Raw genomic sequence first — 21008 nt, forward strand, 5'->3', positions numbered from 1 at the left:
CTCGCCGATGTCGGGGTTTCAGTGGAGCGCCAAACCCGCCGTCAGCGGCGCGCCCCGTCGATGGGCCGGTTTATAGGAGCCAAGGTTCAGGGTGTCAACAGCGATTTCGGAGCCATGTTGAAAATTCGACATCGCTCCGTCGCCGGACCGACATCAAATGCCAGCCCGGCCTTGTTTCATCGGCCTTTGCGGCCGCCCACCCCTCAGAGCAGATAGCCACGCTCGCCGAGATAAGCGACGATTTCATCCGCCAGCTCTTCGGGCGGGCGCGTCCCGGAAGCCAGATGGATTTCCGGGTTCTCGGGCGCCTCATACGGACTGTCGATGCCGGTGAAGTTCTTGATCTCGCCGAGGCGCGCCCGCTTGTAGAGGCCCTTGGGATCGCGCTGCTCGGCCACCGAGAGCGGGGTATCGACAAATATCTCGATGAATTCGCCTGGTTCGAGAATTTCCCGTGCCATCTGCCGCTCGGCACGGAATGGCGAGATGAACGAGGTCAGCACGATGAGCCCGGCGTCGACGAACAGCTTGGCCGTTTCGCCGACGCGCCGGATATTCTCCACCCGATCCACCTCGGTGAAGCCGAGATCCCTGTTCAACCCGTGGCGGACATTGTCGCCGTCCAGCAGATAGGTGTGGCGCCCCATCGCGTTGAGCTTCTTCTCCACGAGATTGGCAACCGTGGACTTGCCGGACCCCGATAGCCCCGTGAGCCACAGCACCACCGGCTTCTGGAATTTCATGGCCGCCCGCGAGGCCTTGCCCACCTCCAGCGCCTGCCAATGCACGTTGGTCGCCCGCCGCAGGCCGAAATCGATCATGCCGGCGCCGACGGTCAGGTTGGTCATCCGGTCGATGACGATGAAGGCGCCGGTCTGCGGTACGTCCGCGAAGGGATCGAACGCGATCGGCTGCTGGGTGGCGAGATTGACCACCCCGACCTCGTTCAGCTCCAGTTGCTTGGCCGCCAGCTTCTGGAAGCTGTTGACATCGACCTTGTGCTTGATCTCGGTGACGCTGGCGCTGACGGTGCGAGTGCCGGTCTTGAAGAGATAGGGCCTTCCGGGCAGCAGCGGGTCGTCATGCATCCAGATGACATGCGCCGCGAACTGGTCGGACACCTCCGGCCGGGCCGTCGCGGCGGCGATGATATCGCCGCGCGAGATGTCCACCTCGTCCTCAAGCGTCAGGGTAATCGCCTCGCCGGCATCGGCCCGCGGCAGCAGGCCGTCCTTCACCACGATCGACTTGACCTTGCTGGTGCGCCCGGAGTCTGCCACCACGATGGCGTCGCCCGGCTTCACCGAGCCGCTGACCACCGTGCCGGAGAAGCCGCGGAAATCGAGATTGGGCCGGTTGACCCATTGCACCGGCATGCGGAATGGCCGCGCCAGCGCGTCATCGGCCACCGGCACCGTCTCCAGATGCTCCACCAGCGTCGGCCCGTCATACCAGGGCGTGCGCGGGCTCCTCTCCAGCATGTTGTCGCCATAGCGGGCGGAGAGCGGCACGGCGACAAAGGTCTCGAAACCGAAACCCGCCGAGAATTCGCGATAGGCGGCGACGATCTCGTCGAACACCTGCTGAGAGAAGTCGACGAGGTCGATCTTGTTCACCGCCAGCACCACATGGCGGATGCCAAGCAACGACACGATGAAGGAATGGCGCCGCGTCTGGGTGAGAATGCCCTGACGGGCGTCGATCAGGATGACCGCGAGGTCGGAATTCGAGGCGCCCGTCGCCATGTTGCGGGTATATTGCTCGTGACCGGGCGTGTCCGCGACGATGAACTTGCGCTTTTCGGTCGCGAAGAACCGATAGGCGACGTCGATGGTGATCCCCTGCTCGCGCTCCGCGGCGAGACCATCGACCAGCAGGGCGAAGTCGAGATCGTCCCCCACCGTGCCGTGCTTGCGCGAGTCGTTCGACAGGGTGGCAAGCTGGTCCTCGAACAACAGCTTGGTGTCGTAGAGGAGTCGGCCGATCAGGGTCGACTTGCCGTCATCCACGCTGCCGCAGGTGAGGAAGCGCAGCAGGCTCTTGTGTTCGTGCACGGAGAGATAGTCGGCGAAAGCATCCGCCTCGGCAGGCATGCTCATCTCAGAAATATCCTTCGCGCTTCTTCTTTTCCATGGAGGCAGCCTCGTCATGGTCGATCAGGCGGCCAGCCCGCTCGGAGGTACGCGCGATCAGCATCTCGCGCACGATCTCCTCCAGGCTCGCCGCATCGCTGTCGATTGCCGCAGTGAGCGGATAGCAGCCGAGCGTGCGGAAGCGCACCAGCCGCTCCTCCGGCATCTCGCCGGGCATGAGCGGCATGCGCTCGTCGTCCACCATGATCATCTGGCCGCTGCGCCAGACCACCGGACGGCGGGCGGCGAAATAGAGCGGAACGATCGGGATCTGCTCGGCGAGGATATATTGCCAGATGTCGAGCTCGGTCCAGTTCGACAGCGGGAAGACGCGGATCGATTCACCCGGCCGCACCCTCGTATTGTAGAGGTTCCACAGCTCGGGACGCTGGCTCTTCGGATCCCAGGCATGCGTCTCGGTGCGGAAGGAGAAGATGCGCTCCTTGGCGCGGCTCTTCTCCTCGTCGCGCCGCGCGCCGCCGAATGCCGCGTCGAAGCCGTACAGCGTCAGCGCTTCCTTCAGCGCCTCGGTCTTCATCACGTTGGTATAGAGCGAGGAGCCGTGATCGAACGGATTGACCCCCTGGTCGATCCCGGCCTGATTGGTGTGGACGATGAGGTCGAAGCCCAACTCCTTCGCCATCCGGTCACGGAAGGCGATCATCTCGCGGAACTTCCACGTGGTGTCGATATGCATCAGCGGAAAAGGCGGCTTGGAGGGATAGAACGCCTTCACCGCCAGATGCAGCATCACCGCCGAATCCTTGCCGATGGAATAGAGCATCACCGGCTTTTTGAACTCGGCCGCCACTTCGCGGATGATGAAGATCGATTCCGCCTCCAGGCGCCGCAAATGGGTCATACGATCAGACGACACACATCAGTCCTTTCAAACGCACGCTTCGCAACGATGCAGGGCCACCGGCCGATCGTCGGTCTTACGAAACAAGTGGGGAAACCGCCGCGTCCTGCGGCCGACACACCGATGGAGCAAGATCCGGATCGCCATAGGCGATGAAATACGGATTGGCGAAATCCGTATCCGTGGCCTGCAGCCGCTTGCCATAGCGCAGCGCGGCGCCGTCCAGCGTCACCACGGCACCGCCGGCCGCCCGCAATACCGCGTCGCCCGCTGCCGTATCCCATTCCATGGTCCGCCCGAGGCGCGGATAGACATCCGCCGCCCCCTCGGCCACTAGGCAGAACTTGAGCGACGACCCCGCCGACACGAAGGACAGATCGGCATAGCGCCTCAGCCAGGCCGTCGTGGCCTCAGAACCGTGCGAGCGGCTGCCGATCGCCTGAATGCAGGGGGAAGCCGAACGCACCGCGATCGTCGAGACCTCGACGATTTCGTAGTCGACGACGTTCGCCTTGAACGCGCTCTCGGCAGCGCCGGCATAGAGCACGCCCAGCGCCGGGGCATAGACGACGCCCATCGTCGGCACACCGTCTTCGACAAGCGCGATGTTGACGGTGAATTCGCCGTTGCGCGAGAGAAATTCGCGGGTGCCGTCGAGCGGGTCGACCAGCACGAAACGCCGAAAGATCGTCGGCACGCGCCCTGCCGCCGCTTCTTCTTCGGCGATCACCGGAACGTCCGGGAACAGGGCCGGCAGACCGGCTAGGATCACTTGTTCCGCCTGCCGATCCGCCTCGGTCACGACCGAATTGTCGGCTTTCCTATCCACCGAAAAGTCAGTGGCATAGACGTCCATGATGACACGGCCGGCTCGCAACGCGAGATCGACGAGGCCGGAGAGGTTTCCACCATCCGTCATCGGTATTTTCATGCCGCCCGCATCCGCACGTCATACCCCCAATCCCAACCCACCGGTTGAGATCTAGCCCGCAACATATCCTAATCATAATTGACTAGGGAACGCCACTGGGCTTCCCACGGGGCGAGGTGTCGCGGACGAGGCCTCCGGATACCGCCATGGACTACAGCCCGTAGCGGGAGAAGAAGTCGAGAATGGTCGCCGTGGCGCTGATGTCCTTGCTGGTGGGACCGACGATGCGCTTGACCATCGCCCGCTCCGGCTCGGGCCCGCCCGGCCAGGTATGCCCTCCGCCCTGCACCTCGTAGAGCACCGTCGGGGCCGCCGCGCAGCTGGCGAAACTGTGCAGGCGCACCGACGTGCCATCATTGGCGCGGTCGGGCAAAGCCTGGACCCGCTCGTTGCTGCACCCGTTCACCCGTGCCCAGAAATCGACGGTCTCGGAGGTGGAGACCACGCTGCCGCCGGCGCCCCGCATCATGCCGGCACGTATCTGCCCGCCGTCCCACGGCATGAGCGGATCGGTGGTCGAATTGAAGAAGATGATGGGCGCGCCGCCTGCCGGGCGGCAGCGGTTGATGAGGCCGGTCGGCATGTTGGCGATGACCACCGCGAAACCGGCGAAGGTACCGGAGCCCTCGCAGGCGAGGCGCAGGGTCATCATCCCGCCATTCGACGCGCCGGCCACGAAGACCCGGCGCGGATCGCCGCCGCGCGAGGCCACGTCGCGCGCCACCGAGGACAGGAAGGAGACATCGTTTCCGCCCGAGCGCGTCGTCTCGCGCCCGTCGTTCCATTGCTGGCCACCCGCATCGGGGAACACCGCGATGAAGCGCTTCTGATCCACGTAGCGGGTGAAGCCGGTCTGCCGGGCGATGCGCTCGCCGGATCCGCCGCCGCCATGCAGCACCATGACCACCGGGAATCCGCCTGCCGGCGGCGCGCCATCCGGCACATAAGCCGTATAGGTCCGCCCGCCAATATTGCCCTGCACGCTGGTGGCGGCCTCGGCATTGGCGATGGGGACAACGAGGCCGGCGAGCAAAGCCAGCCATTTCCAACGACCGTCAATCGGCATGCGTAAGCTCCTCCGACATAGGGATGAAACAGCTTGCACTCTTGTTCTCGCGCGTCGGGCAGGTCCTCGACCGGCGAGGCCCAATCCGTGCGTACCATCAAAACCACTTGCATGGCGAAAAGTTGCGCAAGCGGACATATACGCCAAAAGGCGCATGAGACGAGTTACGACACTGGACAACCGGTAGCGGCGCAATTAGGCTGACTTTCTAACCTAATTTCTTGAAACTTAGTATTTTTTTGGAATACCACCCTTTGCTGCGCACAAAGGCGTCACCCTCAAATGTCCACTTCGGGAAATAAAGACAACCGCAGCCGGATCGACGCCCTCAAGAGCCGTCGGGGTCAGGTCGAGGCGGCAGGATTCACCGCGAAGGACCAGGAAGATGCGGGCGGCGGCCTCGGCGGCATCATGGACGATGTCGGGGAGCCCGCTAAGAAGCCGGCAGGCGGCTCGGCCGCTGCCGACGGCCAGGGCGACAAGGCCGCCCGTCTCCTGAAATTCCTTGCCGAGCGACGCAAGGACGGGGGCGAGGGCAAGTCCGGCAACCCGGACGCACGTCGCGATCTCATCAAACGGCTGATCGAAGCCCGCAAGGGCGGCGGCGAGGGCGGCAAGCTCGGCGGTGGTGGGCTGAGCGGCGGGCTTGGAGCCGCTTTGGGCGGAAAGCTCGGCGGCGGCAAGGGGGGCGGCGGCGAAGGCGGCCGGGAGCTGATCAAACGCCTCATCGAAGCCCGACAGGGCAAGGGCGGCACGGCCGGCGACGGCGATCGCGATGCCCGCCGCGAAAAGCTCAAGATGCTCCTTGAACGTCTCGGCAAGGGCGGCGGCCGCCCGTGATCTTCTGATATCGTCATGAAAATCAAGAACCGGCCTGACAGGCTGGCGGTGCATGGACAACGTATTCGGGAGTGATGGGAATGGTGCGGGGCGGCACGGTCGATAAGACGGTGGACTCGCTGGAGGCCGGGGACTTCGAGCTCCTCGACATTCCATTCCTCAATCCCTCCATCCGCACCAGCCAGTCCATGGCCTGGTTCAAGGATCGAGTGATCCTGGGAACCGGCCGGGCCATGCTCGGCTTTCTCGGACGCTATACCGGGCGCGACAGTCCCCGCACCGGCGGCGAAAGCGCCACGACCGGCGGCCGCGACGAGGACGGCGCCCAGATTCTCACCTTCGACCCCGCCGCGCGCCAGTGGCGCAAGGTGTTCGACAGCCCGATCGTCAAGGGGCGGGACGGCACCTTCCGGGCCCGTGACCGCAGCATCCGCGCGTCTCTGGTGTGCCAGACCGCCTCCGACAGCGCCCCTTGCATCTATTTCGGCGTCGGCTCGCTGGAGGGGAACGTCGTCTTCCTGCGCAGCGAGGACGGCGTGAAGATCGAGGAATGCGGCGGCCAGGGCTTCAACATGCCCGACGCCGACATCGCCTCGGTGCGCGCCATGGCCTGTCTGAACGGCCGGCTGTTCACCACGCCGACCGGCAAGAACTATGGGCGCGGCATGTTCGACGACAACATGACCGACTACCCGATCGTGTATGCCGCCGACAATCCGCGCGAGGGCAACTGGGTCGCCGCCTGCGAGCCGGGCTTCGGCGATCCCGACAACCTGTCCATCAACGAATTGACCGTGTTCGAAGGCCAGCTCTATGCGGCCACGCTCAACACGCGCTGGGGCTTCCAGCTCTGGCGCACCGAGGCGCAGGGCGAGCCGCCCTATCGCTGGCACAAGGTGATCGATCGCGGCGCCTGGCTCGGATCGACCAGCGCAATCCCGGCCGCGGTCTGCGTCTTCGACGGTGCGCTCTACGTCACCGCCACCGTGCAGCGCCAGGGACGCGGCGGCCTCGACCGCTTCGGCCCCTACCCGGCCGAGATGATCCGCGTCTTCCCCGACGATCGCTGGGAGCTGGTGAGCGGCACCGCGCGCTTTACCCCGCACGGCCTGAAGAAGCCGGTCAGCGGCCTCGCCGGCGGCTTCGGCGACCCTTACACGCATGCTTTCTGGCGGATGACGGTGCAGGATGGCGCCCTGATGGTCGGCACGGCCGGCTGGCGCTGGATGCCGACCTATCTGCGCGACCGCACCGACCTCTCGGAAGCGAAGTACAAGCGCCTGCGCGAAGACACCGAGGCCCGCGAGCCCGGCGAGTTCGCGCTCTGGCGGACCCGCGACGGGGAGAAGTGGGAAGCCGTCACGCGTAGCGGCTTTCCGGGCAGCAGCCCGATGAACTACGGCGTGCGCGAGCTGCTCTCGACGCCACACGGTGTTTTCGTCTCGCCAACCTCGAAAGCCGGCGCCGTCGGCGGCGGGGGCCTCGAACTCTGGTGGGGGCACACCGCGTGACCACTCCTCTCTTCATCCTGGCGCCGCCGCGCTCATTCACCTCGATCTCCTGCGCCATGATCGGCTGCCACCCGCAGCTCTACGGGCTGGCGGAGGTCAACCTGTTCATCGCCGACAACGTCTCGGCGCTGATGACGCTGTTCCGCAGCCGCCAGCGGCTGCAGCAGGGGCTGCTGCGCTCGATTTCCGACCTCGCCTTCGGCGAGCAGACCGAAGCCACGATCGAGGCCGCGCGGCTCTGGCTTGCCGACAACAAGGATCTGTCGACCGGCGAGCTGTTCGAACTGCTGCAGGATATGGCGGACGGGCGCAGCCTCGTCGACAAGAGCCCTGTGCATGTCTTCGTGCCGGAAGCGATGCGGCGGATGGCCAGGAACTTCCCGCAGGCCCGCTTCCTGCACCTCACCCGCCATCCCGGCGACATGCTGAAATCGCTCTACCAGCTGCGCCGCGAGCTCAAGGAAACCGGGCAGGAAACCGGCGATCACGACGAATCGTCGCTGACCACGGAAACCGCGGACAAGATGTGGCTGAAGCCGCACCTGACCATCCTCGAATTCCTCGAGACCATCCCGCCCGAGCGCCGCATGCGCCTGCGTGGCGAGGATATGCTCAGCGAGCCGCGCAGCTACATGGCGCAGCTCGCCGAATGGATGGAGATCGACACCGGCGCCGACGCCGTCGAGGCGATGCTGCACCCGGAGAACTCGCCTTTCGCGGCCTATGGCCCGAAAAACGCGAAATATGGGACCGATCCCAATTTCATGGAGCAGCCGGCGCTCCGTCCCTATTCCTACAAGCCCCGGCCGCTGGAATGGACCACGCCGGGTGGACAGACCATCGAATTCAGCGAGGCGTTGCGCTCCTACGCCATGATCTTCGGCTATTGACCCCTGTTTTCGGAAGGTTCGCCTGATGCCGAATGCCGACGAGACCTCCGCCCTGGCCACTCTTGGCAGCAGCCCGGATCCGCTGTTCATTCTGTGCCCTCCGCGCTCCTTTTCATCGATCGTCTGCGGCGTCATCGGCCAGCACCCGCAATGTTACGGGCTGCCGGAACTGAACCTGTTCACCGGCGACACGCTGGGCGACACCACCAAGAGCTTCGGCGGCAAGTCCTTCGGCGGCGACGGCGTGCTGCGCACCCTCGCCCAGCTGCATGAGGGCCGCCAGGACGAGGACACGATCAACCGCGCCACGGAATGGGTCGACAGCCATGAAGACTGGCCGGTGGAAAAGGTCTGGGCCCATATCCAGGAAATGGTCGGCCCGCGCATCCTCGTCGAGAAGAGCCCGAGCATCGTGTTCAAGAAGGAATTCGTCGAGCGCATGCTGCGGGTGTTTCCGACCGCCAATATCCTGCATCTGATCCGGCACCCCCGTTCCACCGCCGACAGCGTGCTCAGCCTGCGCAACACCTATGCGGTGCTCGACCATGTCGGCCGCAAGGGCGGCTTTGACCCCGAGCGCGTCTGGCGCCTCAGCCACGGCCTCATCGTCGAGAAGACCGTCGACCTGCCGCTCGGCCAGTGCATGCGCATCAAGGGCGAGACACTGCTCGCCGATCTCGACCTCTACCTGCCGCAGATCTGCGAATGGCTCGGCATACGCGGCGATGCCGAGTCGATCGAGGCAATGATGCATCCGGAGAATTCGCCTTATGCCAGCCCGGGACCGGCCAACGCGCCGCGTGGCAACGATCCCAATTTCCTCGGCAATCCGACCCTCGACCGCGATCGTCTGGCTCGCATGAAGGAGGGCCGGCTGGACGGCGAACTCAGCTGGAGGCCCGGCGAGGTCTTCACGCAACCCACCATCAAGCTTGCCCGTCAACTCGGCTACTCGTGAGGGCGACCATGCTGCAGGCCAATAATTTCGAGGTCATCGCCGCCGGCGGCGTCGGGCGCGTGTCCAACGCCACCGCGCATTCCATGGCGTTCTTCCGCGGCCAGCTCTATGTCGGCGCCAGCTGTGCCAATGTGAACGGCGCCGAGGATGCGCCGCGCATCCTGCGCTACGACGCCGCCCACAGCGCCTGGCACGTCGTCTATGAATCGCCGATGATCGAGGGAACGGTGCGCTCCTTCGTGCCCGATCGGCAGGTCTCGCTGCATTCCAAGAAGGTGGATCTCTCGAAATTCGCCAAGCGCCCGACCGGAGGCCTGGTCCCGCGCGACATCGGCTTCCGCTCGATGTGCGTGTTCCAGGGCAAGTCCGATCCCGAACCGGCGCTCTATGTGACCACCATGTCGCGCACCGGCGGCCTGCTGCTCCGCTCGCTCGACGGCTCGACCTTCGAGATCGCCGGCGAACCGGGCTTCGGCAATCCCGACATCTACTCCTTCCGGGGGCTGAAGGCGCTCGACGGCAAGCTGTTTGCCGCCGCCGCCGGCACGGTGACCGATACCTATCTCGACCGCATCGTCGCTCCGCAGACCAAGGTCTATGTTACCGAGGACCCGGTCGGCGGCATCTGGCGGGAAGCGTCGGAAAACGGCTTCGGCGACCCCGGCAATTACGGCATCTACGACCTCGCCGTCGCGCATGGCCGCATCTATGCCGGCACCTGCAATCCCGAGCGCGGCCTGCAGGTATGGCGCTCGAAAGCCGAAGGCGAGCCCCCCTACCAGTGGGAGCGGGTGATCGTCGACGGCGGCGGCGCCTTCAACCACAACCTCGCAACCTCGGCGATGGCGACCTTCCGCGGCGACCTCTATGTCGGCAGCGGCATTACCGGGCACGGCTACGACACGGTGCACGATATCGGCCCGGCCTCGGCCGAGCTGATGCGCATCCATGAGGATGGCAGCTGGGACCTTATCGCCGGCACGATGCGCTTTTCCGACAAGGGGCTGAAAGTGCCGCTCGCCATGCTGGGGCCGGGTCTGGGCGACTTCTACAATTCCGTCATCTGGGCGATGGCCGAGCATGACGGCTCGCTCTATCTCGGCACCCACCAATGGGAGACCTTCCGTTCCATGGAAGTAACCCCGCAGAACGTCGTCGGCGGCTACCAGCTCTGGGCCAGCGACAATGGCGAGGACTGGGAACCGGTCATCGAGGACGGCAACGGCAATGCCGGCCAGCTCGGCATCCGCACCCTGGTATCGACGCCATTCGGCCTCGCGGTCGGCACGCATAACCAGAGCCGGCTTCTGCGCCTGCTGTCCCGCAAGAACAACGCCAAAGCCGACTTTCCCGACGGCTTCGATGTGCTGCTCGGTCAATGAGACGGTCGCCGGGAGGGCCCGCCGACGCATCGCCACGCGCGCGTTGCCAAGGCGCCGTCCTCGTGTAGTTTGAGTCGCCCGAGGGGTATGGCGCCGGACGCCCTACCGGTTCTGTTGCGCGTGTGGGATGGTTATGCCCGAGCCTTTGTTCATTCTGTGCCCGCCACGCTCCTATTCCTCCATCGTGTGCGGCATGCTCGGGCAACATCCGCAGTGCTACGGCCTGCCGGAGCTCAATCTTTTCCTCGGCGACACGTTGGGCGAGGCCTGGTACGGCTCGATCTTCATGCGCTCGATCGGCAAGCACGGGCTGCTGCGGGCGCTTGCCGAGCTGCATGAGGCCGAGCAGACCGAGGATGGCATCGTCCGCGCCCAGGAATGGGTGGATGCGCGGCTCAACTGGAGCGTCCGGCAGGTATTCGACCATCTGCAGGAATGCGTCGGCGGCCGCATCCTCATCGACAAGAGCCCGAGCACGCTGTTCCGCCGCGATGCGGTGGCGCGGCTGCTCAACAGCTTTCCCGATTCGAACCTGCTGCACCTGACCCGCCATCCGCGCGGAACCGGTGATTCGGTGATCGCCCTGCGGGAACAGACCGCGGGGCTGAAGAGCCTCAACCGCATGGCCGGCGACAGCGAGCGCAACGACCCCGAGCGCATGTGGCGGCTGAGCCACGAACTGGTGCTCGCCATGACCGAGCACCTGCCGCTCGGCCAGTATATGCGCCTCAAGGGCGAATGGCTGATGGCGAACCTCGCCGTCTACATGCCGCAGATCTGCGAATGGCTGGGCATCCGCTCCGACCCGCAGGCCATAGAGGCGATGATGCACCCCGAGCTTTCGCCCTATGCCCGGCCGGGGCCGCGCAACGCCCCGCTCGGTAACGACCCGAATTTTCTGGAGAATCCGACGCTCGACCCGGTCCGCCTTGCGCGGCTGAAGGAGCCGGCGCTGGTGGGCGAGCTCTCCTGGCGCGCCGGCAGCAGCTTCGACCCGCGAACGGTCAAGCTCGCCAAGCAGCTCGGATATTGCTGATGTCGGCCATGCTCGATTCCGCTCGCCTCGTCCGCCTCGACCCGACCCAGGCCGGGCTGCCGCCCGCGCCGCTGGCGCACTGCCTGATCGAGTTCCAGGGACAGCTCTATGTCGGCACCGGGCGCATCGGCGCCGGCGACGAGGAGAGCCCCGCGCGCATCCTGCGCCGCCGCGCCGACGGACACTGGCAGGTGGTGCTCGAATCGCCGACCGTCGAGGAGACGGAGAGCTTCACGCCCTTCATCGACCGGCAGATCCCGGTCGCCCTCCATCGGGCGGTCGCCGACCGCCTGCTCGACACGCCCGGCCATCTCGACATCGGCTACGTGTCGATGGCGGTGTTTCAGGGCAAGGACGATCCGGCGCCGGCGCTTTACGTCGGCGCCCTGTCGATGGGCGGCGGACGTCTGCTGCGCTCGCTGAACGGCGAGATCTTCACGCCGGTTGGCGAGCCGGGCCTGGGCCACCCCTCGATCTTCGGCTTTTCGGCCCTCACCGTCTTCGCCGGCCGCCTGCATGTCGCGGCGACGGGCACGGTGGCGGACGAGATGGCCGACCGGCAGAAGGCCGGCAGCGCGCTCGTCTTCGCCAGCGACAACCCGGTCTCCCGGCACTGGGAACCGGTGATGAAACCGGGATTCGGCGATGCCGACAATGCCGCGGTGACCTGCCTCCACGCCACCGACACCCATCTCTATGCCGGCACCTCCAACCGCGAGCGCGGCTTCCAGCTCTGGCGTGCCACGCCTCTCCCAAGTTCCTCCTATCATTGGGAAAAAGTTCTGACCGAGGGGGCCTACGGGTTCAATTTCAACCCGGTCGTGACCGCCATCGCCTCCTTTGGCGGCGCGCTCTATGTGGCGAGCGGCACCGATGGGGCGGGCTATGACGAGGCCTCGGATATCGGCCAGGCGGCGGTGGAAATCGTCCGGCTGGACCAGACCGGCGACTGGGAGCTGATCGTCGGCCGGCCACGCTTCACGCCGGCGGGGCTGAAGGTGCCGCTGTCGATGATGGGACCCGGCTTCGACGACCCGTTCAATGCCGCCGCCTGGGCGCTGGGTAGCCATGACGGCGTGCTCTATGCCGGCACCTTCCAGTGGGAAGCGTTCCGCGCGCTCGAACTCGGCGAATATGAGCTCGTCGGCGGCTACCAGCTCTGGGCGAGCGTCGACGGGATGGAATGGTCCTGCGTGCTCGACGAGGGCGGCGGCAATGCCGCCGGCGTCGGCATCACCGCCCTGCTCTCCACGTCGGACGGGCTGTGGGCGGCGAGCGCCAATTACCGCCCGCTGGTCGATCTGATGGCGCAGCTGGCCGAGCACTCGGTGGCGCCGGGCGACCATGCCGTCTTCGACATCCTGCTCGGGCGATAGCATCGCCTCGCGTGGCAGGAACATCCTTTCTACGCAAATACTTAGGTCGGAACTTCGTCAGATGAACGCCGCCGCCAGCACGGCGCCCCCGACGTCGCCGAGCCGCACCTCGATGCCCGGATGGTCCGGCCCATCGACGATCGCCTGCGCCGCGCCGAGCGAGGCGATGCGGAAGGCCTGCGGCGCGCCCTCCAGCCCGGTGCCGAGTGCCTTGGCGGCCGCCTCCTTGGCGCACCAGGCCCGCAGCACCTCGGATTCGCCGAGCGCCGCCCGCTCCTCGGCACTGAAGCCGGCGGCGAGCAGGTCGCCGGGCGCGACGCGGCCGACCGGCTCCATGTCGGCACCGACCGCCATGCCGGCCGGCGCCGCCACCGCGAAGGCGGCACCGGCGACGTGCGACACCGAGACTTCCGGCGGAAAACCGAACAATTCCAAGCCTTCGCCGGTAATGAAGGGGCGGCCGTCCCCGCCGGTGGCCACCACGATATCGGCCGGCAGCAGCAGCGTGCCGGTGGCCTGCGCCAGATAGGCGCGGGTGGCTTCCTTGATCGCGATGCGGCCGATCAGCCAGTCGTCGCGGCGGCGCGGGCTGGGCGGCAAGGCACGCCATTCCTCGCGTTCCGAGGCGGAGAGCACGGTATGCACCAGAACCCGGCGCCAGATTCCGCCGGCATCGTCGAGGAATCCGGCCGGAAAGGCCGGGACGAGCCAGGCGACGGCGCCCTCCGGCAGCGGGGCCGCGAAGGCGGAACTGGCATCCTCGCCGTACCAGCCCTCGCGCGGCATCCAGCGGGCTTCATAGAAACGGTGCGGCACATCGAAGAAACGATCGCGCCATCCGGTAGCACGCAGAAGCAACGAGCCATCCGCGGCGACCACGGAAAAGTCGCCGCTCAGATATCGCGTGCCGTGTTCGCCGGGAATGAACGCCATGCGGCCGCCGATCCACCCGCCACCGGTATCCTCACGTCCCGCGCCGCTGAGATCGATACGGTCTATCCGCGACGGAAAGGAGCTGAAATCCGTACCGATGCTTTGCGCCAGCCAGAAGGCGGTGACATGGCCGATAGCGTCCAGCAGCACCGGATTGAGCAGCAGCGACGGCCGTTCCGATCCGCTGAAGAAGCCCTCCAGCGGGGTGTCGGCGAGGCGGGCGTCGAGGCCCTGCTCGTTCCAGCCGACGAGGCCGGCAATGCTGTGGTAGAGCGGGCCGTGGAACATGCCGGTGGAATAGAGATCCTCGTCGCGCCAGATCGGCGCACGAGGGGAGACGAGCGGCGGCACGGCGTCATAAGCGGTTGATAAATCATCGAAAATGACAACCGCGTCGACCAGCGGGCCGCCTTCCGTATCGGCGACCGTCGCCGCATAGCGGCGCTCCGCGCCCTCCGCCGGCAGGCGGGTCGCGGTGAGTTGCAGCGTCCGGTAGCCCTCGTCCAGCGCCACCCAATTATGCGCCCGCACATTTTCCAGCCGCACCGGCGCGGCAAACGAGCCGTCGAGCCCGCTCGCGACCTCGGCGAGCATCTCGAGGCTCACCGCCAGCGGCACCACCGGCAGCGCGGTGAGGGATGGGTCGAGCTCGGAGACATGCGTGGCATAGAGCACATGCTGGCGCACGTAAGTATCTGATATCGCATCGACAAAGCAGTGTGCGACCAGCCGGTCGGGGCTCGCCTCGACGATCTCCTGCAGGAAGGGCAGCGACGCGGCGGGCGCCTCGACGACCGGCGCCACCGCGGGATAATAGTCCATCCCGCCATCCTGAACCGCGGCGCCCATGACGGCGGCCTGCGTCTCCAGGAACTGCCGCATCAGGTCGAAATGCCCTTGCAGCACCCCCTCCGGCGAGAGGCCGCCGGATACCTCCATCGGGATCGGCCCGGCCGTGTCCGGTGAGGAGGGTGAGGTGTACGATGAGCCCGATTCCGGGCCGGAAATGTCCAGTGAGACCGATATGTCCGCCGCCGCCGGCGCGACGACCGCCACCGGACGCAGGGCATCGCGCAAATCGGCCAGTTCCGCCTCGTCGAACCGGATCGCGGCGAGCGTGTTCGGGAACACCCGGTCGCGGCGGACGGGTGCCTTCTCGACGTCCAGATCGACCGGCGCGATGCCGCGATCGGCATAGAGCGCGGCGAGGTCGAGGCTCCTGCCCGCCGCCCACACCCGGCCGAAGGCGGACAGGATCTGGGTGAGGCCCGACCGGCGGCGGCTGTCGAGCGGCACCGCCATGGCGCCGGCGCCCTTGTCGGGGGTGCCCTGCAGGATGTTGTCGACGAAGCCGGTCAGGTTCGCCGAGGGGCCGATCTCCACGAAGATGCGGTAGCCGTCGGCATGCATGCGCTCGATGGTCTCGGTGAAGCGCACCCGCGAGCGCCACTGCTCGGCGGCGAGCGCCTGCAGCGCGCCGGGATCCTCCGGCATGAGCGAAGCGGTGGCGCAGGAATAGACCGGCCGCTCCGGCGTGCGGAAGCCGATGGTGCGATAGGTGCCCTCCACCATCGCCGCGATCGGGGCGAAGAGCGGGGTGTGATAGGGGCGGTCGAAGGGCAGGAAGGCGCACAGGCCGCCTTCCCTTCCGAGCTGGCTGGCGAGGATCTCCAGCCGGCTGCGCTCGCCGTAGAGCACGGTCTGTTGCCGGCAATTATCCAGCGCCACATGCACGGCGCTCGCCTCGGCGAGCTCCAGCATGCGCTCGCGCGGCACCGCGCCGACGGTCAGCAGCGCCCCGCCGACCACGTCGCCGGCGCCGTCCATCTCCTGATAGAGCCGGTTGAGGTCGCGGATATTGCGCTCCAGCTCGTCCCAGCTCTCCGAGCCGAACACGCCGGCGGCCCGCAGGGCGCTGTGCTCGCCGCTGGAATGGCCGACCATGGCATCCGGCGTCAGCCCCACCGTCCGGGTGACGGCGAGCAGCGCCTGGCTGGCGACGAAGACCGATTCCGAGCCGAGCTCCAGCCCGTACAACGCCGCTTCCAGCTTGCCGGCCCATTCCGGGTCGAGCGTGGTCGGCGGCGGGAAGACGCAGTCGCTGGGGCGGAAGCCGCGCGCATCGCCGAAGACGCCGTCCCAGAAGTCGAACCATTCGCGCGCCGGCGGGAAGGCGGTGAGCACGTCGCCCAGCATGCCCTGGTATTGGCAGCCCTCGCCGGGGAAGACGAAGGCGAGCTTGCCTTCCAGCGGAGCCGCCGCGACGAAGAAGCCGCCGCGCCCGTTCAGGCTCGATTTGGCCGACGCGACGCGCACCCGCGCCTTCGCGAGCCGGTCCTTCAGTTCCGCGATGTCGGACGCCACGATGGCGAGCCGCGCCGGACCGGCGCCGAGCGCTGCGTCGGCCAGCGCCGCACCGATGGCGGGGAGAGACGCCCCGGCAAGCGGGCCGTCCAGCGCCGCCGTCAGCGCATCCACCTTCCCGGCCAGCGCCGCCGGCGTATCGGCGGCAAGCACGCATAGTTCGGCGGACTGGTAATAGGGCCGTGCCGCCCTGAGGCTGGCCGGCGGCTCTTCAAGGATCGCGTGCGAATTGATGCCGCCGAAGCCGAAGGCGTTCACCGCCGCCCGGCGCTTCGAGCCCATCGGCTGCACCCAGGGCCGCGCGGTCGTGTTCACATAGAGCCGCGTGGTGTCGATGCCGAGGTCCGGGTTGACCTCGTCGCACAGGGTCGGCGGCAGCACCTTGTGGCGCAGGGCGAGCGAGGTCTTGATCAGGCCGGCCATGCCGGCGGCGGGAATGCAATGGCCGATCATCGACTTGACCGAGCCGAGCGCGGTGCGCGGCAGCCCTTCCAGCCGCGAGCCGAACACGTCGCGCAGGGCGCTGATCTCGGTGCGGTCGCCGAGCGGAATGCCGGTGCCATGCGCCTCGACGAGGCCGATGGTCGCCGGGTCGACGCCGGAATCGCCGAGCGCCCGGCGGATGGCGAGGATTTCGCCCTCCAGCCGCGGCGCGAGCAGGCCCGAGCCCTTGCCGTCGCTGGACTGGCCGACCGCCTTGATCACCGCATAGACCTTGTCGCCGTCGCGCAGCGCGTCGTCGAGCCGCTTCAGCACCACGATGCCGAGCCCCTCGCCGAGCAGGGTGCCGTCGCCGCCGACGCTGAACGGGCGCACCCTGGAGCGCCGGGACAGCGCGCCGAGCTGGGTGAACACCATATAGACCTCGGCCGGGATCGAGGCGTTCACCCCGCCGGCCAGCATCAGGTCCGAGCGGCCGGCGCGCAGCTCCTCCATGGCGATGTTGATGGCGAGCAGCGACGAGGCGCAGGCGGCGTCGATGATGTAGTTCGGGCCGCGCAGGTCGAGCTTGTTGGCGATGCGCCCGGTCATCACGTTGGGGACGAGGCCCGGCGCGATGTCGGCATTGAAGGGCGGCAGCTTGGCGGCCAGCGCCGCCTTCAGCTTGCCGATGGCGTCTTCCGAGGCTTCCGGGATCAGCGCGCGGATGAGGTCGACGGTCTGGTCGACGACGATGCCGTGCTGCACGACATTGGCATTGCCGCGATGCAGATAGGTGGAATGGCCGAGGATGATGCCGCTATTGGTGTGGTCGTGCTCGTCGCCGAGATAGCCGGCATCCTTCAGCGCGTTGCGCGCCGCCTTCAGCGCCAGGAACTGGTCCGGCTCCGAGCCGTCGACCGAGGAGGGCATGAGGCCGAGCTCGGCGGGATCGAAGCGGAACAGGTCGCCGAGATAGCCGCCGGCCGAGGTGGTGATGCGGGTGGGGCCGGCGCCGGCGAGATAGCGGGCCGCGTCCCATTCCGGCTGCGGCTGGCAGACCTGCTCCTGCCCGGCGAGGATGTTGCGGAAGAAGGCATCCGGCCCGTCGGCGCCGGGAAAGGCGCAGGCCATGCCGACAATGGCGATGTCCGCGTCATCGGTGGCGGGAGGTGTCGACGGCATCAACATGGGTCACTTCCGATCGACACGGTTTAGAGGCGGATTTCCCCGGCATAGCCGCGCAGGCGATTGAGCGCGGCATTGGCCGTGCTCTCCAGTTCCTCGATGACGAAGACCGGCAGGCCGTCGGCGTCCACCACCGCGACGTCGGCCGCCACCTGGTGCTCGGCAAGGCCGGGCTGCAGGGCGAACAGCATCCGCGCCGGGGCGCCGGCGCCGGCAAAGCGCCGGACGCGGCCGAAGCGGTTCGGCAGCGCCGCGGTGCCGCGCCGGGCGCAGGACCACACCCACGCCATCTGCGCCGCGGCATCGACCAGCGCCGGGTCGAACAGCCAGACGGATTGCGGGGCCGCGGCGGCAATGAAGCTGCCGGGCGCGCTGGCGCGCACGTCGGCGATGATGCCGCTGTCGTCCAGCCCGTCGAGGCGGGTGACCACCTGGAAGCAGGGGCCGTGAAACAGCATGTCGCGATAGGCCTCGAAGGCGCTGAGCGGCGCGTTCGCGGGGCTGAGCGACCAGGCGAGCGGCTCGGCCTTCTCCAGCGCGTCGGTGATCTTGAGGGCGACGCGGTAATGCGGGCGGCCATTGGGCGAGCGCAGCTCCACCGTGGCGCCGAAGCCGGCGGCGTCGCCATGCTCGCTGCCGAGCACATGCAGTTCGATGTCGCGCGGCGCGTCGTCGTCGAGCTTGAGGCCCGAGAGCAGGCGCAGCTCGGAGACTTCCGCCACCTGCCAGCCCGGCCAGACGGCGGCGGCGGCCTCGGCGGCGAGCTCCAGCGCCACCGCGGCCGGCAGCACCGGCACGCCGTCGATGCGGTGCTGCTCCAGATGCAGGTCGCGGGCGAGCGAGAGGGTGCGGGTGAGCAGCCGTCCGCCACGCGCGCCGGGGCCGATGCCGGCGCCGGAAATCAGCGGCAGGTGCGGGAAGGAGAGGTCGGCGGCGAGGGAGGGGGCAGCGGGGGCGAGCGGTGCCGCACTCGTGGCGGCAGCCGCATCCAATGCGCCCATATCCGTCTCGTGGCGCTCCCACGGGCCTTGGCCGATGACGATCTCGACATCGCCGAGCGGGCCGGCGAGGATCTCGTCGGCGCAGGCCTGCGCCCCGCCCAGCGGCGGCACCAGGTCGACGCCCTTGGATTCGAACTTGCGGCGGGTCTCGTCGGAGACCATGCCCGGCCCGTGCCGCGTGCCGAGCCACGGCCCCCAGTTCAGCACCGCCACCTTCACATGTGCCGGCCACAGGCTTTTCAGCTGCGCGGCAAGGCGGTTGAGCATCTCGTTGGCGGCGGCGTAGTCGCTCTGGCCGGAATTGCCGTAGCGCCCGGCCACCGAGCCGAACAGCACGAAAAAGCCGAGCGTCGACGTATCCAGCGCCGCGGCGATGGCGAGCGCGCTCATCGCCTTGGTCTCGACCACGCGGGCCCAGCTTGCCGGGTCCTTGTCGACGATCAGCTTGTCCTCGATGATTCCGGCACCGTGCAGCACGCCGTCGAGCCGTCCGAACTCCGCGAGGATGCCCGCCACCAGCGCGGTGGCGGCGGCCGGATCGCTGACATCGGCGACGCGGTAGACGATGCGGGCGCCGGCTTCCGTCATCTCCGCGAGATTGGCGCGAATCTCGCGGTCGCGCAGGATCGCCTGCACGTCGCGCTCCATCTCGGCGGGCTTCGGCACCGTGCCGGCCGCGCGGGCGCGGGCGATCAGCACCGACCGCAGCGCCACGGGAGTGGCGGCGCCGGCAAAGGCGGGGTCCTCCGGGCCGGGCAGCGGCGAGCGGCCGACCAGCACCAGCGTCACGCCGGGGCGGGCGAGCGGGCGCAGCGTCTCGGCGGTGATGCCGCGCGCGCCGCCGGTCGCCAGCACCACGGCGCCGGGTTCGAGCACTGCGCGCGGCTGCACGGGCGGGACGGCAGGGGTGGCGATCGGCTGGGCCACCGAGCGGAAAATCGTGCGGATGCCCTGGGGATAGCCGACCTCGCGGCGGCCGCCGGGCGCGGCGAGCTCGGCGAAGAGCTGGTCGGCCCTGGCCTCCAGGTCCTGGACCGGATCAAGGTCGATGGCCTTGGCGATGGCGGCGGGCCACTCCTCCTGCGCCGATTTGGCGAGGCCGGGCGAACCGCCCTGCAGGTTGATGCCGCCGAGATCGGCGCCGCGCCCGAAGCGGCCTCCCAGCGAGGTGGCGAGCAGCACCCTTCCGCCCTCGCCGAGGGAGGCGCCGAAGCGCTTGAGCAGCCGGTGCGGCAGCGCCTCGTTGATCGCGATGTCGGCGCGCCAATGGTCGAGGGCCTCGCCGAGCGGGCGCGCCGGCGTCGCCATCGGCGCGAGATGCACGAGGCCGGCGACCTTTTCCGCGACATTGGCGGCATTGGCCTCGGCATGGCCGGAAACCAGGATCAGCGTCCGGCCGCCGGCCACCTCGATACGGGCGGCCAGCGCCGAGGCGAGCCCGGCGCCGTCATCGGTGAGCACATAGAGGCCGGCGGGCAGCGCCGCTTCATGCGGCGGCAGCGCTTCGGCCTCGTCCTTGATGAGAAACCGGGGCGGACGGCTTTCGCCGGCCTTTACGGCTGTATCGGCCCCGGCTTGGTCAAAAGGGAGGGCGACGCCCCCCACGGCGACGGGCGCGCCGCCCGCGGCGCCGCCCGGCACGGCCCCGCCGGCCATCGCACCGCCGAGGCAGTCGATCATGCCCTGCAGGGTCTTGCAGGCGTTGAGCTTCTCGCCGAGCCCGTCGGTGGAGCCGAAGGCCCCGGCCGGCAGCCCCTTCACCAGCGCGCCGACGATCTCGACCCGCTTGATCGAGTCGATGCCGAGATCGGCCTCCAGCTTCTGGTCGAGGCCGAGCATGTCGCGGGGATAGCCGGTGCGCTCCTCGACCAGGCCGAGCAGCAGGTCGGCTATCCCAGCCTTGTCGAGGGCGGGAGCCGCCGGCGCCGGGGCGGGGGCGGGGGTCGGCGGCGCGGCCGTGACGGTCACCACCGCCGCATGGACGTTGCCGTTCATCGCGGGCGCGGCGGGGATCGGCGCGGCGGGGACCGCCGCGACCGTTGCGCTCACCGTGATCGGCGCGGCCGCGACGGGAGCGGGCGCCGGCCGCGGCGCCGGCGCGCGGGCCGGCATCAGGGT

General features: G+C 68.0%; 13 protein-coding genes. 7 read left to right on the top strand and 6 right to left on the bottom strand.

Features of this window, described 5'->3' with window-relative positions; all coding sequences use genetic code 11:
* Positions 1-203: 203 nt before the first annotated feature.
* The 4 genes from cysN to AC1RU4_RS25705 all read right to left on the bottom strand — a co-directional run bounded on the left by cysN (position 204) and on the right by AC1RU4_RS25705 (position 4991).
* Positions 204-2099, bottom strand: coding sequence for a sulfate adenylyltransferase subunit CysN (gene cysN / locus AC1RU4_RS25690; RefSeq protein ID WP_492894624.1), 1896 nt, complete (start codon positions 2097-2099; stop codon positions 204-206).
* Between the two features lies 1 nt (position 2100).
* Positions 2101-2994: a sulfate adenylyltransferase subunit CysD gene (cysD, locus tag AC1RU4_RS25695; RefSeq protein ID WP_492894648.1), complete on the bottom strand. Its 894-nt coding sequence runs from the start codon at positions 2992-2994 to the stop codon at positions 2101-2103.
* 76 nt (positions 2995-3070) lie between these two features.
* Complete coding sequence (cysQ, locus tag AC1RU4_RS25700) at positions 3071-3925, bottom strand: 3'(2'),5'-bisphosphate nucleotidase CysQ (RefSeq protein WP_492894626.1); 855 nt, start codon at positions 3923-3925, stop codon at positions 3071-3073.
* A gap of 151 nt (positions 3926-4076) precedes the next feature.
* Entirely contained in the window at positions 4077-4991 is a 915-nt protein-coding gene (locus tag AC1RU4_RS25705; protein ID WP_492894628.1) for a CE1 family esterase, read from the bottom strand.
* 282 nt (positions 4992-5273) lie between these two features.
* Here AC1RU4_RS25705 and AC1RU4_RS25710 point away from each other — a divergent pair, with 282 nt between their 5' ends.
* The 7 genes from AC1RU4_RS25710 (at position 5274) to AC1RU4_RS25740 (ending at position 12984) form a co-directional block, all read left to right on the top strand.
* Positions 5274-5831 carry a hypothetical protein gene (locus AC1RU4_RS25710; RefSeq protein ID WP_492894630.1) on the top strand — a complete coding sequence of 186 codons (558 nt, stop codon included), beginning with the start codon at positions 5274-5276 and terminating at the stop codon, positions 5829-5831.
* 80 nt (positions 5832-5911) lie between these two features.
* Entirely contained in the window at positions 5912-7342 is a 1431-nt protein-coding gene (locus AC1RU4_RS25715; RefSeq protein ID WP_492894632.1) for a hypothetical protein, read from the top strand.
* Positions 7339-8232, top strand: coding sequence for a sulfotransferase family protein (locus tag AC1RU4_RS25720; RefSeq protein ID WP_492894634.1), 894 nt, complete (start codon positions 7339-7341; stop codon positions 8230-8232). Before AC1RU4_RS25715 ends, AC1RU4_RS25720 begins: the two co-directional genes overlap by 4 nt.
* A gap of 25 nt (positions 8233-8257) precedes the next feature.
* Positions 8258-9190 carry a sulfotransferase family protein gene (locus AC1RU4_RS25725; protein ID WP_492894636.1) on the top strand — a complete coding sequence of 311 codons (933 nt, stop codon included), beginning with the start codon at positions 8258-8260 and terminating at the stop codon, positions 9188-9190.
* 8 nt (positions 9191-9198) lie between these two features.
* Positions 9199-10572 carry a hypothetical protein gene (locus AC1RU4_RS25730; protein WP_492894638.1) on the top strand — a complete coding sequence of 458 codons (1374 nt, stop codon included), beginning with the start codon at positions 9199-9201 and terminating at the stop codon, positions 10570-10572.
* Positions 10573-10705: 133 nt separating this feature from the next.
* Positions 10706-11608, top strand: a complete 903-nt coding sequence (locus AC1RU4_RS25735) for a sulfotransferase family protein (protein ID WP_492894640.1) — start codon at positions 10706-10708, stop codon at positions 11606-11608.
* Positions 11608-12984 carry a hypothetical protein gene (locus AC1RU4_RS25740; RefSeq protein WP_492894642.1) on the top strand — a complete coding sequence of 459 codons (1377 nt, stop codon included), beginning with the start codon at positions 11608-11610 and terminating at the stop codon, positions 12982-12984. The genes AC1RU4_RS25735 and AC1RU4_RS25740 overlap by 1 nt, the downstream gene beginning before the upstream one ends.
* 57 nt (positions 12985-13041) lie before the next feature.
* On the opposite strand, the gene AC1RU4_RS25745 is transcribed toward AC1RU4_RS25740, so the two are convergent.
* Both AC1RU4_RS25745 and AC1RU4_RS25750 read right to left on the bottom strand, forming a co-directional pair.
* On the bottom strand, positions 13042-17892 hold the full coding sequence (locus AC1RU4_RS25745) for a beta-ketoacyl synthase N-terminal-like domain-containing protein (RefSeq protein WP_492894644.1): 4851 nt from the start codon (positions 17890-17892) through the stop codon (positions 13042-13044).
* Positions 17893-17915: 23 nt separating this feature from the next.
* Positions 17916-20858: an SDR family NAD(P)-dependent oxidoreductase gene (locus AC1RU4_RS25750; protein WP_492894646.1), complete on the bottom strand. Its 2943-nt coding sequence runs from the start codon at positions 20856-20858 to the stop codon at positions 17916-17918.
* Positions 20859-21008: the final 150 nt, after the last annotated feature.

This window comes from Ancylobacter sp. GW821-FHT10E12 (genome assembly GCF_058809335.1).